The sequence below is a fragment of the Bradyrhizobium genosp. SA-3 genome, from assembly GCF_004212635.1.
Lineage (GTDB): Bacteria > Pseudomonadota > Alphaproteobacteria > Rhizobiales > Xanthobacteraceae > Bradyrhizobium.
Genome location: NZ_PSRT01000007.1, coordinates 33,985 through 48,465 on the forward strand (window position 1 = coordinate 33,985; position 14,481 = coordinate 48,465).

Below are 14,481 nucleotides of genomic sequence, written 5' to 3' on the forward strand. Positions count from 1 at the left end.
CGCCGTGGCTCCTACGTCCCCTGGTCGAACGCCTTGCGCAAGGCCACATAACCCTGCTGCTGCTGGCTCCAGTTGCGGCCACCGGTCATGGCACCGTCGATGACGAGGTCGTGGCCGTTGATGAAGCTGGATTCGTCGCTCGCCAGGAACACCGCGGCGTGGGCGATGTCATCGGGGAGACCGGCGCGCGGGATCGGCTGCGCGGTCTTGTAGACCTCGCGCATCACCGCCGGCGTCTTCTCGGCCGCGTCGGTCGACAGCCCCAGCGCCTTGCCGAAGATGCCGGTTGCGATCGCGCCGGGCGAGATCGAGTTGACGCGCACATTGGACTCGCCGAGCTCCATCGCCACGCATTTGGTGAGATGGATCACCGCCGCCTTGGCCGCGCTATAGACCATCGAGGACGAGAACCCGGCGAGACGGCCGGCGATGCTGCCATTGTTGATGATGCTGCCAAAACCCTGCTTCTTCATGTGGGGCGCGGCGTGCTTCATGCCGAGCATGACGCTGCGCACCAGCGTCGCCATCGCCGCATCGAACCGCTCGACCTCGAGGCCCTCGATGCCCCCGGTCTGTGCCGGGCCGCCCGCATTATTGAACAGGCAGTCGATCCGGCCGAATGTGTCGACCGCGAGCGCGATCAGCGCCTGCATCTGCGCTTCGACGGTGACGTCGGTCTGGCGGAAGATGCAAGTCGCCCCGAGCTGCTTCGCCAGCGCCTCGCCTTCCGGCACGCGCCGACCCGCGATCACAATTTTGGCACCTTCGGCAACGAAGACTTCCGCGGTACGCAATCCGATCCCGCTCGTCGCGCCGGTGATGACCGCAACCTTGCCGTCCAGCCTGCCCATGGAATGTTCCCGTTTTTGAATGATTTGATTTTCAGATGGCGGACACTGACAGATGACGGCGCCGCGACGGTCACTATTCCCGCCGGCCCGCGGCAAGGCAAGCTTTGCTTGCGCGTCCGACATGCGTAACATTCGCAACCATGGCTCGATTTTCGAACGGGCATCGCGACCGGGCGGGGCATGGGGAAGCTGATCGACGAGTTCCGCAAAGGCTGGCAGGGCGTGGCACCGCCATCGCTCGGTCTGAGCATCGCCTTTGCGGTCGTCTGCCTGCTGATTGCGACGCTGGTGCGCTGGGGTCTCGCGCATGTCCGGCCCGACGTCTACTTCACCCCGTATTTCCCGGCCGTGTTCTTTGCCGCCGCGTTCGGCGGCTTCCGGATCGGCATCGTGACGGCACTCGTCGGCGGCGTGCTCGGCGTCGTCGTCAATTTCGGCGATGCCTTTGCCGATCGCGCCCGGTTTGCCCTGCTGACGCTCTATTGGGTGGTCTGTGCGCTCACCATCTGGGGCGTCGAGCATTATCGCTCGCTGCTGATCGAACAGCGCCGGATTTCCAAGCGCCTGATCGAGGAAGAAGACTATCGCAAGCTGCTGGTCGATGAGCTCCAGCACCGACTGAAGAACAAGCTGTCGACGGTGCACGCCGTGCTGCACCAGGTGCTGCACGACCAGCCGCAGGTCTGGGCCCGCATCGATCCGAGGCTGCGGTCGCTGGCCACGACCGACGATTTGATCTCGCGGATCGACAAGGCGGGCTGCGACATCCGCGATCTCCTGATCTCGGAACTCGGACCTTACGGCCACGTCCGCTTCACGCTCAATGGCGACCGGCTGTTCCTGCCGCCGAAGCTCGCAGTCACGCTGTCACTGATGTTTCACGAGCTCGCCACCAACGCGGGCAAGTATGGTGCGTTCTCTGCGCCGCGCGGATTGTTGCAGGTATCATGGACGGTCACCGGCGATCGCCTGACCATCACCTGGGACGAGACCGAGGGACCGAGCATCGGCGAAGTGTCGGCACCGGGCTTCGGCACCAAATTGCTGAAGTCGGCGCTAACCGGCTTCGACGGCAAGACCGAGCTCTCATTCTTGAAGACCGGCCTCCATTGCATCATGCAATGCCGTATCCCCAAGAGCGGCTGACGGACAACAAAGTTAGGTCGATCGGGTGACCTCTCCCCAACGGGGAGAGGTGTGACTACGGCTTGCACCGTTTCAACCCAGGCTCATCGCGGGATCAGGTTCGATACAAGCGAAAGAGAACCGCGCGCTCCGCTCGCAGTTTCGCGGGCGCATTGACCCTCTGTTAATGACGATCGACGTCGCGCGTCGCATCGTCGCAAGTTTCGTCCAAAACACCCCCGTATTTCCTCGGACCCCTTAACCAAACTTAAGAGGGAACCGCGCTAGATCGCGCCCATTGCAAAAGCGCGCTGAAACAACAAGATTCATGACTTCTATGAACGACAACGGATATTTTGGCGCGAGCGAAGCCGAGCTCGGATTTCTCAAGGAAATCGTTAGAATGCTGCCGGCCGGCCTGACCGTGCAGGACGCGCATGGCGAGCTTTTGCTGGTTAACGATGCCGCGGCTTCCCAGCTCGGCATGGACGGCAGCCGTCCCTCGCCCGATCTCGCGCCGCGCCGCGAAGCCTGCCGACAGGCGCTGAGCGCCGGCCAGGCGGTCGTCACCGAGGAAGCCCTTCATAACGGCGCCGCGCGCCAGGTGCTGCTCACGACCCATCGTCCCCTCCGCCTCGCCGGACGCCAGCTCCTGATCTCGGCGTCGTCCGACATCACCGAGCAGAAGAATTTCGAGGACCAGCTGTTCCGCTCGGCCTATTTCGACGAGCTGACCGGGCTGCCCTCGCGGCGCGTGATCGAACATCGCACCAACGGCCTGCTCGCACGCGATGGCGGCGAACGTTTCGCGCTGGCCTTTCTCGACGTCGACAATTTCAAGCACATCAACGACTATTACGGCCACGCCGTCGGCGATGCGCTGCTGGTCGAGCTGTCGAAGCGGCTCGGACGCGACTTGCGCGATTCCGACATGCTCTCGCGCATTTCAGGCGACGAATTCCTGCTGCTGCTGTCGCCGATCCAGAGCCAGGAGGAAGTCGCCGAATTCATGCAATCGACGCTGCAGCGGCTGACCGCGCCGTTCTTCATCGACCATTCGGAAATCTTCGCCTCCACCTCGGTCGGCATCAGCCTCTACCCCGATCACGGCAGCAGCTTCGAGACCCTGCGCCAGAACGCCGACATTGCGATGTACCGCATCAAGAACGACGGCAAGGGGTCGGCGGCCTTCTTCGATTCCAGCATGGAGCGCGAGGCGCTGGCGCGGATGAAGGTCGAGCAGTCGCTGCGCCTCGCGATCCTGGAAAAGCGCTTCTGCTGCGCGTTCCAATCCAAGGTCGACATCAGAACACAGGCGGTGAAGGGTATCGAGGCCCTGGTGCGCCTGCGCGACGACGAAGGCGTGATTCAGGCGCCCGGCTCGTTCATCAACCTCGCCAGCGAGCTCGGGCTGATCGACGAGCTGACTCATCTCGTGCTGGCCGAGATCGTCAGGTCTATCGACCTGATCAACGAGACGTTCGGCGCGGAAGCGACCATCAGCATCAACGTCGCCGCCAAGCAGGCCGGCAATCCCGAGTTCATGCGCAGCTTCGCGCAGGCGCTGCACGACACCGGTTTTCCGCAACGATTCATGATCGAGCTGACGGAAGACGCCTTCGTCGCCAAGAATCATTTCCAGGACGAGATCCTGCCGATGTTCCGCAAGCTCGGCGTCGGCATCTCGATCGACGATTTCGGCACCGGCTATTCCTCGCTCTCGGCGCTCGCCGACATCACCGCCGACGAGATCAAGATCGACCGCTCCTTCATCACCGACATCCATAAGCGTCCGCGCAGCCAGGGCATTCTGCGCGCGATCGAATCCTTGAGCGAAGCGCTCGGCATGACCGTGATTGCCGAGGGCCTCGAATCCTACGAGGAGCTTGCCTATCTCCAGGCCGCGACCAAGATCCGCTACGCGCAGGGCTATTACTTCTCCCGGCCGATCTTCCTGGAAGAGTTGAAGCTCGCAACGACGGTGGCCAGCGAAGCGCGGGTCAACGTGGCGAGCCGCCCGATGCAGCAGAACCGCCAGGGCTATTCGCGAGCGAGCGGGTATCGGCGGTAGGGGGCGCTCCACAATCTCGGCCATCGTCCCGGCGAAGGCCGGGACCCATAACCACAGGATGAGGTTTGGCGAAGACTCGTAGTCACCAGCTCGCCCCACGACGACTGCCGCGGAGTATGGGTCCCGGCCCCCGTGCGCAACTGCGCACTAGGCCGGGACGACACCGAGGATGGGGTCGCACTCCCATCGACCAATTCCCCCTTTGAAATTACTGGCCTTTTGCTAATAAGCAGCCAGACTTCCCGCGAGGTACGTCATGCCCGCCCCCTCCATCAGCGATCCCGCCTATCTTCGTGCGCGCGCGATGGAGACGCTGTTCGAGCGGCTGGAAAAGCTGTGCGAGGGGGCGATCGCGATCGACCGTGGCGGGCGGGTCGTCTACGTCAACGAAAAATACCTCACAGCGCTCGGCCTCAAGCGGACCTCTGAGGCGATCGGCCGCCCGATCGAGGAGGTCATTCCGAACAGCCTGATGCGGAAGGTGGCCGAGACCGGCGAGCCGATCCTGCTCGACATCATGGAGCTCGGCGGCGAGCAGCTGGTCGTCACCCGTATGCCGATCGAGGACGAGAACGGCAAGGTGATCGGCGCGATCGGCTTCGTGCTCTATGACCACCTCGAAAGCCTGAAACCCCTGCTCGCCCGCGTCGCCCAGCTCGAGAGCGATCTGCGGCTGGCGCGGCGGCAATTGTCCAACGCCCGCGCGGCGCGTTTCACCTTCGCCGACTTCGTCGGCACGACGCCGGCCATTGCACAGGCCAAGGAGCTGGCGAGCCGCGCCGCGCGGCAGAGCGTCACGGTGCTGCTCACTGGCGAGACCGGAACGGGCAAGGAGATGCTGGCGCAGGCGATTCACAACGCCTCGTCGCGGGCGGAGAAGCCGTTCGTCAGCGTCAACGTCGCCGCGATTCCCGACACGCTGATCGAGTCGGAATTCTTCGGCACCGCGCCGGGCGCCTATACCGGCGCCGACCGCAGGGGGCGCGAGGGCAAATTCCGGATTGCCGACGGCGGCACGCTGTTCCTCGACGAGATCGGCGAGATGCCGCTGCAATTGCAGGCCAAGCTGCTGCGCGTGCTGCAGGAGCGCGAGATCGAGCCTCTCGGCTCGGACAAGATTTCCAGGGTCGACGTGCGCGTGGTCGCCGCGACCAATGTGGATCTGCGCAAGCGCGTCAGCGACGGCACATTCCGCCCCGACCTTTACTATCGCCTCAACGTGCTCTCGATCGACCTGCCGCCGCTGCGCCAGTGCCTGGATGATCTCCCTGACATCTGCACGCGGCTGCTCGAGGACATCAGCGCATCCGGCGACTATGTCAGCGCCCGGATCACGCCGAGCGCGCTCGCCGTGCTGGCGCGCTACGACTGGCCGGGTAATGTCCGCGAGCTCCGCAACATCCTGGAGCGGGCGCTGATCCTCAGCGATTCCGGGCGGCTGACCGGCGAGGATTTCGTTCGCATCCTTCCCGTCGGTGCCGAGGTCCGAACCGTAGCGCCCGAGCGCCCGGCCGGAACAGTGGTACCGTATGCCGAAGCCGAGGCCGAGTTCGAGAAGCACACGCTCGAACAGGCGCTCGCCGCCAGCAACGGCCAGATCTCCGAGGCCGCCAGGATGCTGCGGATCTCGCGCGCCACCTTCTACAAGAAGCTCGCCAAGTTCGGCCTCGCCGCGGGGCCGGCCTCCGTCTGAGTTTCGAGACACGGACTGTCCGGAGTCTCGGATTCCGGACAGCGCAGCGTGCCGCTTTGTCCGGATGACTCCACTGAAATTGCTGGGGTTTCGCCCATTTGCACCAATTGACGCCATCTGGCGCGGACCTTGCTCTTCGCTCTTGCACAATGACGCGTGCTGCACACGCGCATTCGCAACCAGGGAGGACGCAGATGAGTGAAGCGATCTCAGTCCATCAGCTTCAGGCCAAACAGCCCTCGCACGTCACCGTCGCCACCGCGAGCCTGATCGGCACGGCCATCGAGTGGTACGACTTCTTCCTCTACGGCACCGCCGCGGCGCTGATCTTCAACAAGCTGTTCTTTCCGACCTTCGACCCGATGATGGGAACGCTGCTGGCGTTCGCGACCTATGCGCTCGGCTTCATTGCGCGTCCGCTCGGCGGCGTCGTGTTCGGGCATTACGGCGACAAGATCGGCCGCAAGACCATGCTTTATCTGACGCTGCTGATCATGGGCGCCGCCACCGCGGCGATCGGCTTCCTGCCGACCTATGAGACCGCCGGCATCTGGGCCGCGATCCTGCTCGTCACCTGCCGCCTGATCCAGGGCTTTGGCTTAGGGGGCGAATGGGGCGGCGCGGTGCTGATGGCGGTCGAGCACGCGCCCGCCGACAAAAAGGGCTTCTACGGCAGCTGGCCGCAACTCGGCGCACCGCTCGGCCTCGTGCTCGGCACGCTGGTGTTCTCGGTGGTGTCCTCGATGCTGACCGACGCGCAGCTCTATGCCTGGGGCTGGCGCATCCCGTTCCTGTTTTCGATCGCGCTGGTGCTGGTCGGCCTGTGGATCCGCTTCACCATCGCGGAATCGCCGGAGTTCCAGAAAGTCAAGGACACCAAGCAAGAAGTTAAGATGCCGATCCTCGAGGCTGTCCGGATGTATCCCAAGAACATCCTGCTGGCGATGGGCGCGCGCTTTGCCGAGAACGGCTTCTTCTATATCTACGCGACTTTCGTGCTCGCCTATGCCACGCAATCGCTCGGCATGAACAAGCAGGACATGCTCAACGGCGTCTTGATCGGCGCGGCGATCGAGACCTTCACCATTCCGGCGTTCGGCGCGCTCTCCGACCGCGTCGGACGGCGGCCGATCTACATCTTCGGCGCGGTGTTCTCGGCGCTGATGTCGTTCCCGCTGTTCATGCTGCTGGCGACCAAGAACCCGCAATATGCCTGGATCGCGATCGTGCTGGGCCTCGCCATTGGCCATGCCGCGATGTATGGCCCGCAGGCGAGCTTCCTGTCGGAGCTGTTCGGCACCAAGGTGCGCTATAGCGGCGTCTCGCTCGGCTACAACCTCGCCTCGATCTTCGCCGGCGCGCTGTCGCCGCTGATCGCGACGGGATTGATGACGGCGTACGCGCCGGCGACCTGGCCGATCTCGCTTTACATGATCGCGCTGGCGCTCATCACCATCGTGTCGGTCTACTTTGCCACCGAAACGCGCAAGATAATTCAGGGCTGAATGCCCCGATCAGCCTTCCAGCGCGAGGAGCAGCCTGTTCCAGGGCTGCTTCTCGCGATAGGATCGGCACCAACGGCATACGGTCAAAACGATCGGGAGGAACGCCGTGAGCCATCACCCAGCTCTGCCTTACCTGCGCAATTCCGAGAAGGGCAAGGTCGTCACCGCAGCCGAAGCGGTCATGCTGATCCGCGACGGCGATACGGTGGCGACCGGCGGCTTCGTCGGCATCGGCTTTGCCGAGGAGATCGCGATCGCATTGGAGGAGCTCTATCTCTCCAACGAGGGCGATGCGCCCTACACGCAGGGCAAGCCGCGCAATTTGACGCTGGTCTATGCTGCCGGCCAAGGCGACGGCAAGCAGCGCGGCCTCAATCATTTCGCGCATGAAGGCCTGGTCCGCCGCGTGATCGGCGGGCACTGGGGCCTTGCGCCGAAATTGCAGCAGCTTGCGATCGCGGGCCAGATCGAGGCCTATAACCTGCCGCAGGGCGTCATCACGCATCTGTTCCGCGATATCGCGGCGCACCGGCCCGGCCACATCACCCGCGTCGGCATGGGCACCTTCGTCGATCCCCGGCACGGCGGCGGCAAGCTGAACGCGCGCACCACCGAGGACATGGTGGAGATGATCACGCTGCGCGGCGAGGACTGCCTGCTCTACAGGACGTTCCCGATCAATGTCGGGATCATCCGCGCCACCACAGGCGATCCCGACGGCAACCTCACCATGGAGAAGGAGGCGCTGACGCTGGAAGCGCTCGCCATTGCCATGGCCGCGCATAATTCCGGCGGCATCGTCATCGCCCAGGTCGAGCGCGTCGCCGAGGCCGGCAGCCTCAATCCGCGCCAGGTCAAGATCCCCGGCATTCTCGTCGACTGCGTGGTCGTGGCGAGGCCGGAGAACCACTGGCAGACCTTCGGCACGCCATACAATCCGGCGTTCTCGAGCGAGATCCGCGTCCGCGCCGCTTCGCTGCCGGTGATGCCGGTCAGCGAGCGCAAGATCATCGCCCGGCGCGCCGCCCTGGAGCTGAAGGCCAACAGCGTCGTCAATCTCGGCATCGGCATGCCCGAGGGGATTGCCTCGGTCGCCAACGAGGAGCGGATCATCGACCTCATCACGCTGACGGCGGAGCCGGGCGTGATCGGCGGCATCCCGGCGAGCGGCATCGATTTCGGCGCGGCGATCAACACGCAGGCCGTGATCGACCAGCCCTATCAGTTCGACTTCTACGACGGTGGCGGCTTGGATGCCGCCTTCCTCGGCCTCGCCCAGGTCGACCGCGCCGGCAACCTCAATGTCAGCAAGTTCGGGCCGAAACTCGCGGGTGCCGGCGGCTTCATCAACATCAGCCAGAACGCCAAGGAGGTCATCTTCGTCGGCACCTTCGGCGCGGGCAAGCAGCGCATCGCGGTGAACGACGGCAAGCTCGTCATCCTCGACGAAGCCAAATCGCGCAAGTTCGTCGATAGCGTCGAGCACGTCACCTTCAGCGGCCCGTTTGCCGCCGCGCGCAAGCAGCGCACGCTGTACGTCACCGAGCGCTGCGTGTTCGAGCTCAGGCCCGACGGCCTCGAGCTAACGGAAGTTGCGCCCGGCATCGACATCGAGCGCGACATCCTGCGCCTGATGGATTTCAAGCCGCTGATCCCGCGCGATCCTGTTCTGATGGACGGCCGCATCTTCCGCGACGATCTCATGGAGCTGCGCGAGCGCCTGCTCACCATCCCGCTCGACCAGCGCTTCACGCTGGACGAGCAGCAGAACCTGTTCTTCGTCAATCTGGAGCGCTACCCGCTGCGTAGCAAGGCCGAGATCGACACCATCGCTTCCATCGTCGAGGCGAGGCTCGCCCCGCTCGGCCGCCGGGTCTACGCCATCGTCAATTATGACAATTTTTCCATCCTGCCGGAGCTGATGGACGATTATTCGGCCATGGTCCGCAGCCTGGTCGATCGCTTCTATTCCGGCGTGTCGCGCTACACCACGTCGGGCTTCCTGCGCATCAAGCTCGGCGAAGCCCTGGAGAAGCGCGGCGTTGCGCCGCATATTTTCGAGAGCGCGGACGAAGCGCAGTCCGATCGGCGGCAGGTCGAAGGAGTCGGCGTTGCGCGCGCCATGCAGCAGGTCCAAAAATGATGCATGCTCGCAAGGCCAATCCGCTTCGCCGGAAGGTTCAATTGCAATGTTCGTAGTGTTGTGCAAATCGCTGTTGCCAGAAGCTTTGAATCAGGAGGGACCATCGTGCGTCGATCACTCATCATAACAACAACCATCCTCGCGCTCGCCGCGGGCGCGTCCGCACGGGCCGACGATCTCAAGATCGCGCTGATCTACGGCAAGACCGGTCCGCTCGAGGCTTATGCCAAGCAGACCGAGACCGGCCTGAAAATGGGCTTTGAATACGCCACCAAGGGCACCATGACGCTCGACGGCCGCAAGATCGTCGTCATCACCAAGGACGATCAGGGCAAGCCGGACCTCGCGAAGGCGGCGCTCGCGGAAGCCTATCAGGACGACAAGGCCGACATCGCGATCGGCACGACCTCGTCGGCCGGGGCGCTCGCCATTCTCCCCGTCGCCGAGGAGAACAAGAAGATCCTGATCGTCGAGCCCGCGGTCGCGGATCAGATTACCGGCGAAAAGTGGAATCGCTACATCTTCCGCACCGCGCGTAACTCCTCGCAGGACGCGATCTCCAACGCGGTCGCCATCGGCAAGCAGGGCGTCACCGTCGCGACGCTGGCGCAGGACTACGCCTTCGGCCGCGACGGCGTCGCCGCCTTCAAGGAGGCGCTCGCCAAGACCGGCGCGACGCTCGCCGCGGAAGAATATGCTCCGACCTCGACCACCGACTTCACCGCCGTCGGCCAGCGCCTGTTCGACGCGCTGAAGGACAAGCCGGGCCGCAAGGTGATCTGGGTGATCTGGGCCGGCGCCGGCAATCCGCTGGCCAAGCTCCAGGACATGGATCCGAAGCGCTACGGCATCGAGCTGTCGACCGGCGGCAACATCCTGCCGGCCCTCGCCGCCTATAAGGGCCTGCCCGGCATGGAAGGCGCGACGTACTATTTCTATGCGATCCCGAAGAACCCGGTGAACGACTGGCTGGTCGCCGAGCACCAGAAGCGCTTCAACGCGCCGCCGGATTTCTTCACCGCGGGGGGCTTTGCCGCCGCGATGTCCGTCGTCGCCGCCGTCACCAAGGCGAAGTCGACCGACACCGAGAAGCTGATCACGGCCATGGAAGGCCTGGAGTTCGACACGCCGAAGGGCAAGATGATGTTCCGCAAAGAGGACCATCAGGCGCTGCAGAGCATGTATCACTTCAAGGTCAAGGTCGATCCGAACGTCGCCTGGGCCGTGCTCGAGCCGGTGCGCGAGCTGAAGATCGAGGACATGGACGTGCCCGTTAAGAACAAGCGCTGAGTGCCCACCTCTCCCGCTTGCGGGAGAGGTCGGATCGCATCGTAAGATGCGATCCGGGTGAGGGCTTTCTCCTCTTGGGGGTTCTCGCCAGCGGAGACACCCTCTCCCCTACCCTCCCCCGCACGCGGGGGAGGGAGCGCAGCGTGATCGCGGATATATCTCCGTTCCCATCATTCGCCGGACTCCAATGCCGCTGACCCTCGAAACCCGCGACCTCACCATCCGCTTTGGCGGCCATGTCGCGGTCAACAACGTCACCTGCACGTTCCGCCCGGGCGAGCTCACGGCCATCGTCGGGCCGAACGGCGCCGGCAAGACCACCTATTTCAATTTGATCTCGGGTCAGCTGCGCGCATCCCGCGGCAGCATCCTGTTCGACGGCACCGACATCACGGGGCAGTCCGCGCCGATGCGCACCCGCGCAGGCCTCGGGCGCGCCTTCCAGCTTACGAATCTCTTCCCGAACCTCACCGTGGAGGAGAACGTCCGCCTCGCGGTGCAGGCGGCGAACGGCACCCATTACGACATGCTGCGGCCCTGGATGGTCCGCCGCGACCTGATCGCGCGTGCTGACGCCATCCTCGACCAGGTCGCGCTCGGCAGCCGCCGCGGCGTCGCTGCGACCGCGCTGTCGCATGGCGACCAGCGCAAGCTCGAAGTGGCGCTGATGATCGCGCTGGAGCCTGATGTCTTCATGTTCGACGAGCCGACCGCCGGCATGAGCATCGACGAGGTGCCTGTCGTCCTTAACCTGATCGCGCAGCTCAAGCAGGACCGGAGCAAGATCATCCTGCTCGTCGAGCACAAGATGGACGTGGTGCGCTCGCTCGCCGACCGCATCATCGTGCTGCATAACGGCCAGCTGGTTGCGGACGGCCCGCCCGCCGAAGTGATCGCCTCGCCAATCGTGCAGGAGGCCTATCTCGGCGTAGCACCCAAGACCGCTGCAGGGAGTGCAGCATGACCGACCTTTTGAAACTCTCCGGCGTGCACACCCATATCGGCCGCTATCACATCCTCCAGGGCATCGATCTCGCAGTTCCGCAGGGGCAGACCACGATGCTGCTCGGCCGCAACGGCGCCGGCAAGACCACGACGCTGCGCACCATCATGGGCCTCTGGCAGGCCTCGCACGGCGAGATCAGCCTCGCCGGCGAGCGCATCGAGAGCCGCGCCACGCCGGACATCGCGCGGCTCGGCGTCGGCTACGTGCCGGAGAGCATGGCGGTGTTCTCCGATCTCACGGTGAAGGAGAATTTGGTGCTGGCGGCGCGCGATGGGCCGCTGGACGATGCCCAGCTCGACTGGATTTTCGGCTTCTTTCCAGCGCTGCGCCGATTCTGGCTGTCGCGGGCGGGCAGTCTCTCGGGCGGGCAGAAGCAGATGTTGTCCATTGCGCGCGCCATCATCGAGCCGCGCAAGCTCCTCTTGATCGACGAGCCGACCAAGGGCCTCGCGCCCGCCATCGTGATGGCGCTGATCGAGTGCCTGAAGGAGATCAAGCGCAAGGGCGCGACCATCCTTCTGGTCGAGCAGAATTTCTTTGCCGCCCGCGAGCTCGGCGACAAGGTGCTGGTGATGGACAACGGCACCGTCGTCCATCGCGGCGAGATGGCGGCGCTGGCGGCCGACGTGCCGCTGCAAGAGCGACTGCTCGGCCTGAGCCTGGAGGCGCATCAGTGACTGAACTCGCCGCAAACGATCCGCTGCCGAAGCCGAAGCGCGATCTCGCGCCGATCCTGCTGCCGGTCGCGCTCGCGCTTCTCATGATCCCGCTGATCGGCTCGACCAGCTCGTGGCTGACGCTGACGGCCGCGAGCCTCGCCATGGGCATGATGATCTTCATCATGGCCTCCGGACTTACATTAGTGTTCGGCCTGATGGACGTGCTCAATTTCGGCCACGGCGCCTTCATCGCGGTCGGCGCCTATGTCGCAACGCTCGTGCTGGCGCCGTTTGCGGCCTCGATCCAGGCCGATTCGCTGTGGGTGAACCTGGCGGTGCTGGCGCCGGCAGCGCTGCTGTCGATGGCGGTATCAGGCGCGCTCGGCCTGATCGTCGAGCGCGTGCTGATCCTGCCCGTTTACGGCCAGCATCTGAAGCAGATCCTGATGACGACGGGCGGCCTGATCGTCGCCGAGCAGACGCTGTATGCGCTGTGGGGACCGCAGATCATCCCGATGCCACTGCCCACTTCGCTGCGAGGGTCCTTCATCCTCGGCGACGTCGCAATTGCAAAGTACCGCGTGCTGGCGATGCTGATCGGCCTTGCCATCTTCATCGCGATCCAGCTCGTGCTTAATCGCAGCAAGCTTGGCCTCCTGATCCGCGCCGGCGTCGAGAACCGCGAGATGGTGGAGGCGCTCGGCTATCGCATCCGCCGGCTATTCCTCGGCGTGTTCATGACGGGATCGGCGCTCGCGGGTCTCGGCGGCGTGATGTGGGCGCTCTATCGCGAGCAGGTTCACGCCTCCATGAGCGACGACCTCACCGTGCTGATCTTCATCGTCGTCATCATCGGCGGGCTCGGGTCGATCGGCGGCTGCTTCATCGGCGCGATCCTCGTGGCCATGGTTGCCAATTACGGCGGCTTCCTGGTGCCGAAACTTGCCCTCGTCTCCAACATCCTGCTGATGGTCGCCATTCTGATGTGGCGGCCGCGCGGCCTCTATGCGGTGACCAGCCGATGATGACCCTCTCCGGTGACCCGCCGCGCAGCCGTGTCCTCACGCTCGTTCTCGTCCTCATCATCCTGGCGCTGGCGGCGACGCCGTTCCTGTTCCCGGGCGCCAAGGCGCTGAACGTCGCGGCCAAGATCTGCGTTTTCGCCGCCCTCGTTGCGTCCTACGACCTGTTGCTCGGTTACACCGGCTCGGTGTCGTTCGCCCACACCATGTTCTACGGCATCGGCAGCTACGCGATCGCGATCGCGCTGTACGGGATGGGCCCGAACTGGGCCGCAGTCGCAACCGGCATCGTCATTGGCCTGCCGCTCGCAGCCTTGCTCGCGCTCGCAATCGGGCTGTTCTCGCTGCGGGTCGCCGCGATCTTCTTTGCCATGATCACGCTCGCGGTCGCCTCCGCCTTCCAGGTGCTGGCCTCGCAGCTCTCCTGGCTGACCGGCGGCGAGGACGGGCGCAGTTTTCAGCTGCCCGAGCTGCTGCGGCCCGGCACCGTGCTGGTCTCCAAGAGCCTGTTCGGCTTCGAGATCAACGGCCGCATCCTGACCTTCTACCTGGTGTTCGCGATCTCCGCCCTAATGATCCTGGCTCTGCTGCGGGTGGTGAACTCGCCGTTCGGACGTGTGCTCCAGGCGATCCGCGAGAATCGTTTTCGCGCCGAGGCGCTCGGCTTCCGTACCGTCTTCCATTTGACCTACGCCAACTGTCTCGCGGCGCTGGTCGCCGCGAGCGCCGGCATCCTGAATGCGCTGTGGCTCCGTTATGCCGGGCCCGACACCTCGCTCAGCTTCTCGATCATGCTGGACATCCTGCTGATGGTCGTGATCGGCGGCATGGGCACGATCTACGGCGCGATCATCGGGGCCACCATCTTCATCCTCGCCCAGAACTATTTGCAGTCGCTGATGGGCGTCGCGTCCACGGCGGCGTCGGAAGCCGGCCTGCCGCTGCTGCCGGGCCTGTTGCATCCCGACCGCTGGCTGCTGTGGCTCGGGCTGCTGTTCATCGCCAGCGTTTACTTCTTCCCGACCGGCGTGGTCGGACGGCTGCGCAAGGCCGGCGGCGACAAGAGCGCGGGCGCCTCGCATTAAGCGAAGATTAATGATGCAGCGCGGGGGTTCG

Annotated in this window: 11 protein-coding genes; 10 read left to right on the forward strand and 1 reads right to left on the reverse strand. The window is 64.5% G+C overall.

Translation table 11 applies throughout. From position 1 onward, the window contains the following. Positions 1-11: 11 nt before the first annotated feature. On the reverse strand, positions 12-851 hold the full coding sequence (locus CWO91_RS03455) for an SDR family NAD(P)-dependent oxidoreductase (RefSeq protein WP_130212247.1): 840 nt from the start codon (positions 849-851) through the stop codon (positions 12-14). A gap of 180 nt (positions 852-1,031) precedes the next feature. Between CWO91_RS03455 and CWO91_RS03460 the strand changes: the two genes are divergently transcribed. The 10 genes from CWO91_RS03460 (at position 1,032) to CWO91_RS03510 (ending at position 14,450) form a co-directional block, all read left to right on the forward strand. Further along, positions 1,032-1,997: a sensor histidine kinase gene (locus CWO91_RS03460; protein WP_130212248.1), complete on the forward strand. Its 966-nt coding sequence runs from the start codon at positions 1,032-1,034 to the stop codon at positions 1,995-1,997. Between the two features lie 316 nt (positions 1,998-2,313). Next, a complete protein-coding gene (locus tag CWO91_RS03465) occupies positions 2,314-4,047 on the forward strand; it encodes a putative bifunctional diguanylate cyclase/phosphodiesterase (protein ID WP_165405211.1) in 1,734 nt (577 codons plus the stop codon). 256 nt (positions 4,048-4,303) lie between these two features. Then, positions 4,304-5,740 (forward strand): sigma-54 interaction domain-containing protein, encoded by a 1,437-nt coding sequence (locus CWO91_RS03470; protein WP_130212250.1) that lies wholly within the window; start codon positions 4,304-4,306, stop codon positions 5,738-5,740. Positions 5,741-5,934: 194 nt separating this feature from the next. Beyond that, positions 5,935-7,245, forward strand: a complete 1,311-nt coding sequence (locus CWO91_RS03475) for an MFS transporter (RefSeq protein ID WP_130212251.1) — start codon at positions 5,935-5,937, stop codon at positions 7,243-7,245. A 106-nt stretch (positions 7,246-7,351) separates the two neighbouring features. After that, complete coding sequence (locus CWO91_RS03480) at positions 7,352-9,388, forward strand: acyl CoA:acetate/3-ketoacid CoA transferase (protein ID WP_130212252.1); 2,037 nt, start codon at positions 7,352-7,354, stop codon at positions 9,386-9,388. A 105-nt stretch (positions 9,389-9,493) separates the two neighbouring features. After that, complete coding sequence (locus CWO91_RS03485; protein WP_130212253.1) at positions 9,494-10,678, forward strand: substrate-binding domain-containing protein; 1,185 nt, start codon at positions 9,494-9,496, stop codon at positions 10,676-10,678. 187 nt (positions 10,679-10,865) lie between these two features. Then, positions 10,866-11,642: an ABC transporter ATP-binding protein gene (locus tag CWO91_RS03495; protein ID WP_130212254.1), complete on the forward strand. Its 777-nt coding sequence runs from the start codon at positions 10,866-10,868 to the stop codon at positions 11,640-11,642. Further along, a complete protein-coding gene (locus CWO91_RS03500) occupies positions 11,639-12,361 on the forward strand; it encodes an ABC transporter ATP-binding protein (protein ID WP_130212255.1) in 723 nt (240 codons plus the stop codon). The genes CWO91_RS03495 and CWO91_RS03500 overlap by 4 nt, the downstream gene beginning before the upstream one ends. After that, positions 12,358-13,368 (forward strand): branched-chain amino acid ABC transporter permease, encoded by a 1,011-nt coding sequence (locus CWO91_RS03505; protein ID WP_130212256.1) that lies wholly within the window; start codon positions 12,358-12,360, stop codon positions 13,366-13,368. The genes CWO91_RS03500 and CWO91_RS03505 overlap by 4 nt, the downstream gene beginning before the upstream one ends. Continuing rightward, positions 13,365-14,450 (forward strand): branched-chain amino acid ABC transporter permease, encoded by a 1,086-nt coding sequence (locus CWO91_RS03510; RefSeq protein WP_208752977.1) that lies wholly within the window; start codon positions 13,365-13,367, stop codon positions 14,448-14,450. The genes CWO91_RS03505 and CWO91_RS03510 overlap by 4 nt, the downstream gene beginning before the upstream one ends. Positions 14,451-14,481 lie beyond the last annotated feature (31 nt).

What these genes read in the sequence shown, in the direction of transcription:
- CWO91_RS03500 (WP_130212255.1), top strand. Translation starts at nt 11,639, where the DNA reads ATGACCGACCTTTTGAAACTCTCCGGCGTGCACACCCATATCGGCCGC.
- CWO91_RS03460 (WP_130212248.1), top strand. Translation starts at nt 1,032, where the DNA reads ATGGGGAAGCTGATCGACGAGTTCCGCAAAGGCTGGCAGGGCGTGGCA.
- CWO91_RS03475 (WP_130212251.1), top strand. Translation starts at nt 5,935, where the DNA reads ATGAGTGAAGCGATCTCAGTCCATCAGCTTCAGGCCAAACAGCCCTCG.
- CWO91_RS03455 (WP_130212247.1), bottom strand. Translation starts at nt 851, where the DNA reads ATGGGCAGGCTGGACGGCAAGGTTGCGGTCATCACCGGCGCGACGAGC.
- CWO91_RS03465 (WP_165405211.1), top strand. Translation starts at nt 2,314, where the DNA reads ATGAACGACAACGGATATTTTGGCGCGAGCGAAGCCGAGCTCGGATTT.
- CWO91_RS03510 (WP_208752977.1), top strand. Translation starts at nt 13,365, where the DNA reads ATGATGACCCTCTCCGGTGACCCGCCGCGCAGCCGTGTCCTCACGCTC.
- CWO91_RS03470 (WP_130212250.1), top strand. Translation starts at nt 4,304, where the DNA reads ATGCCCGCCCCCTCCATCAGCGATCCCGCCTATCTTCGTGCGCGCGCG.
- CWO91_RS03495 (WP_130212254.1), top strand. Translation starts at nt 10,866, where the DNA reads ATGCCGCTGACCCTCGAAACCCGCGACCTCACCATCCGCTTTGGCGGC.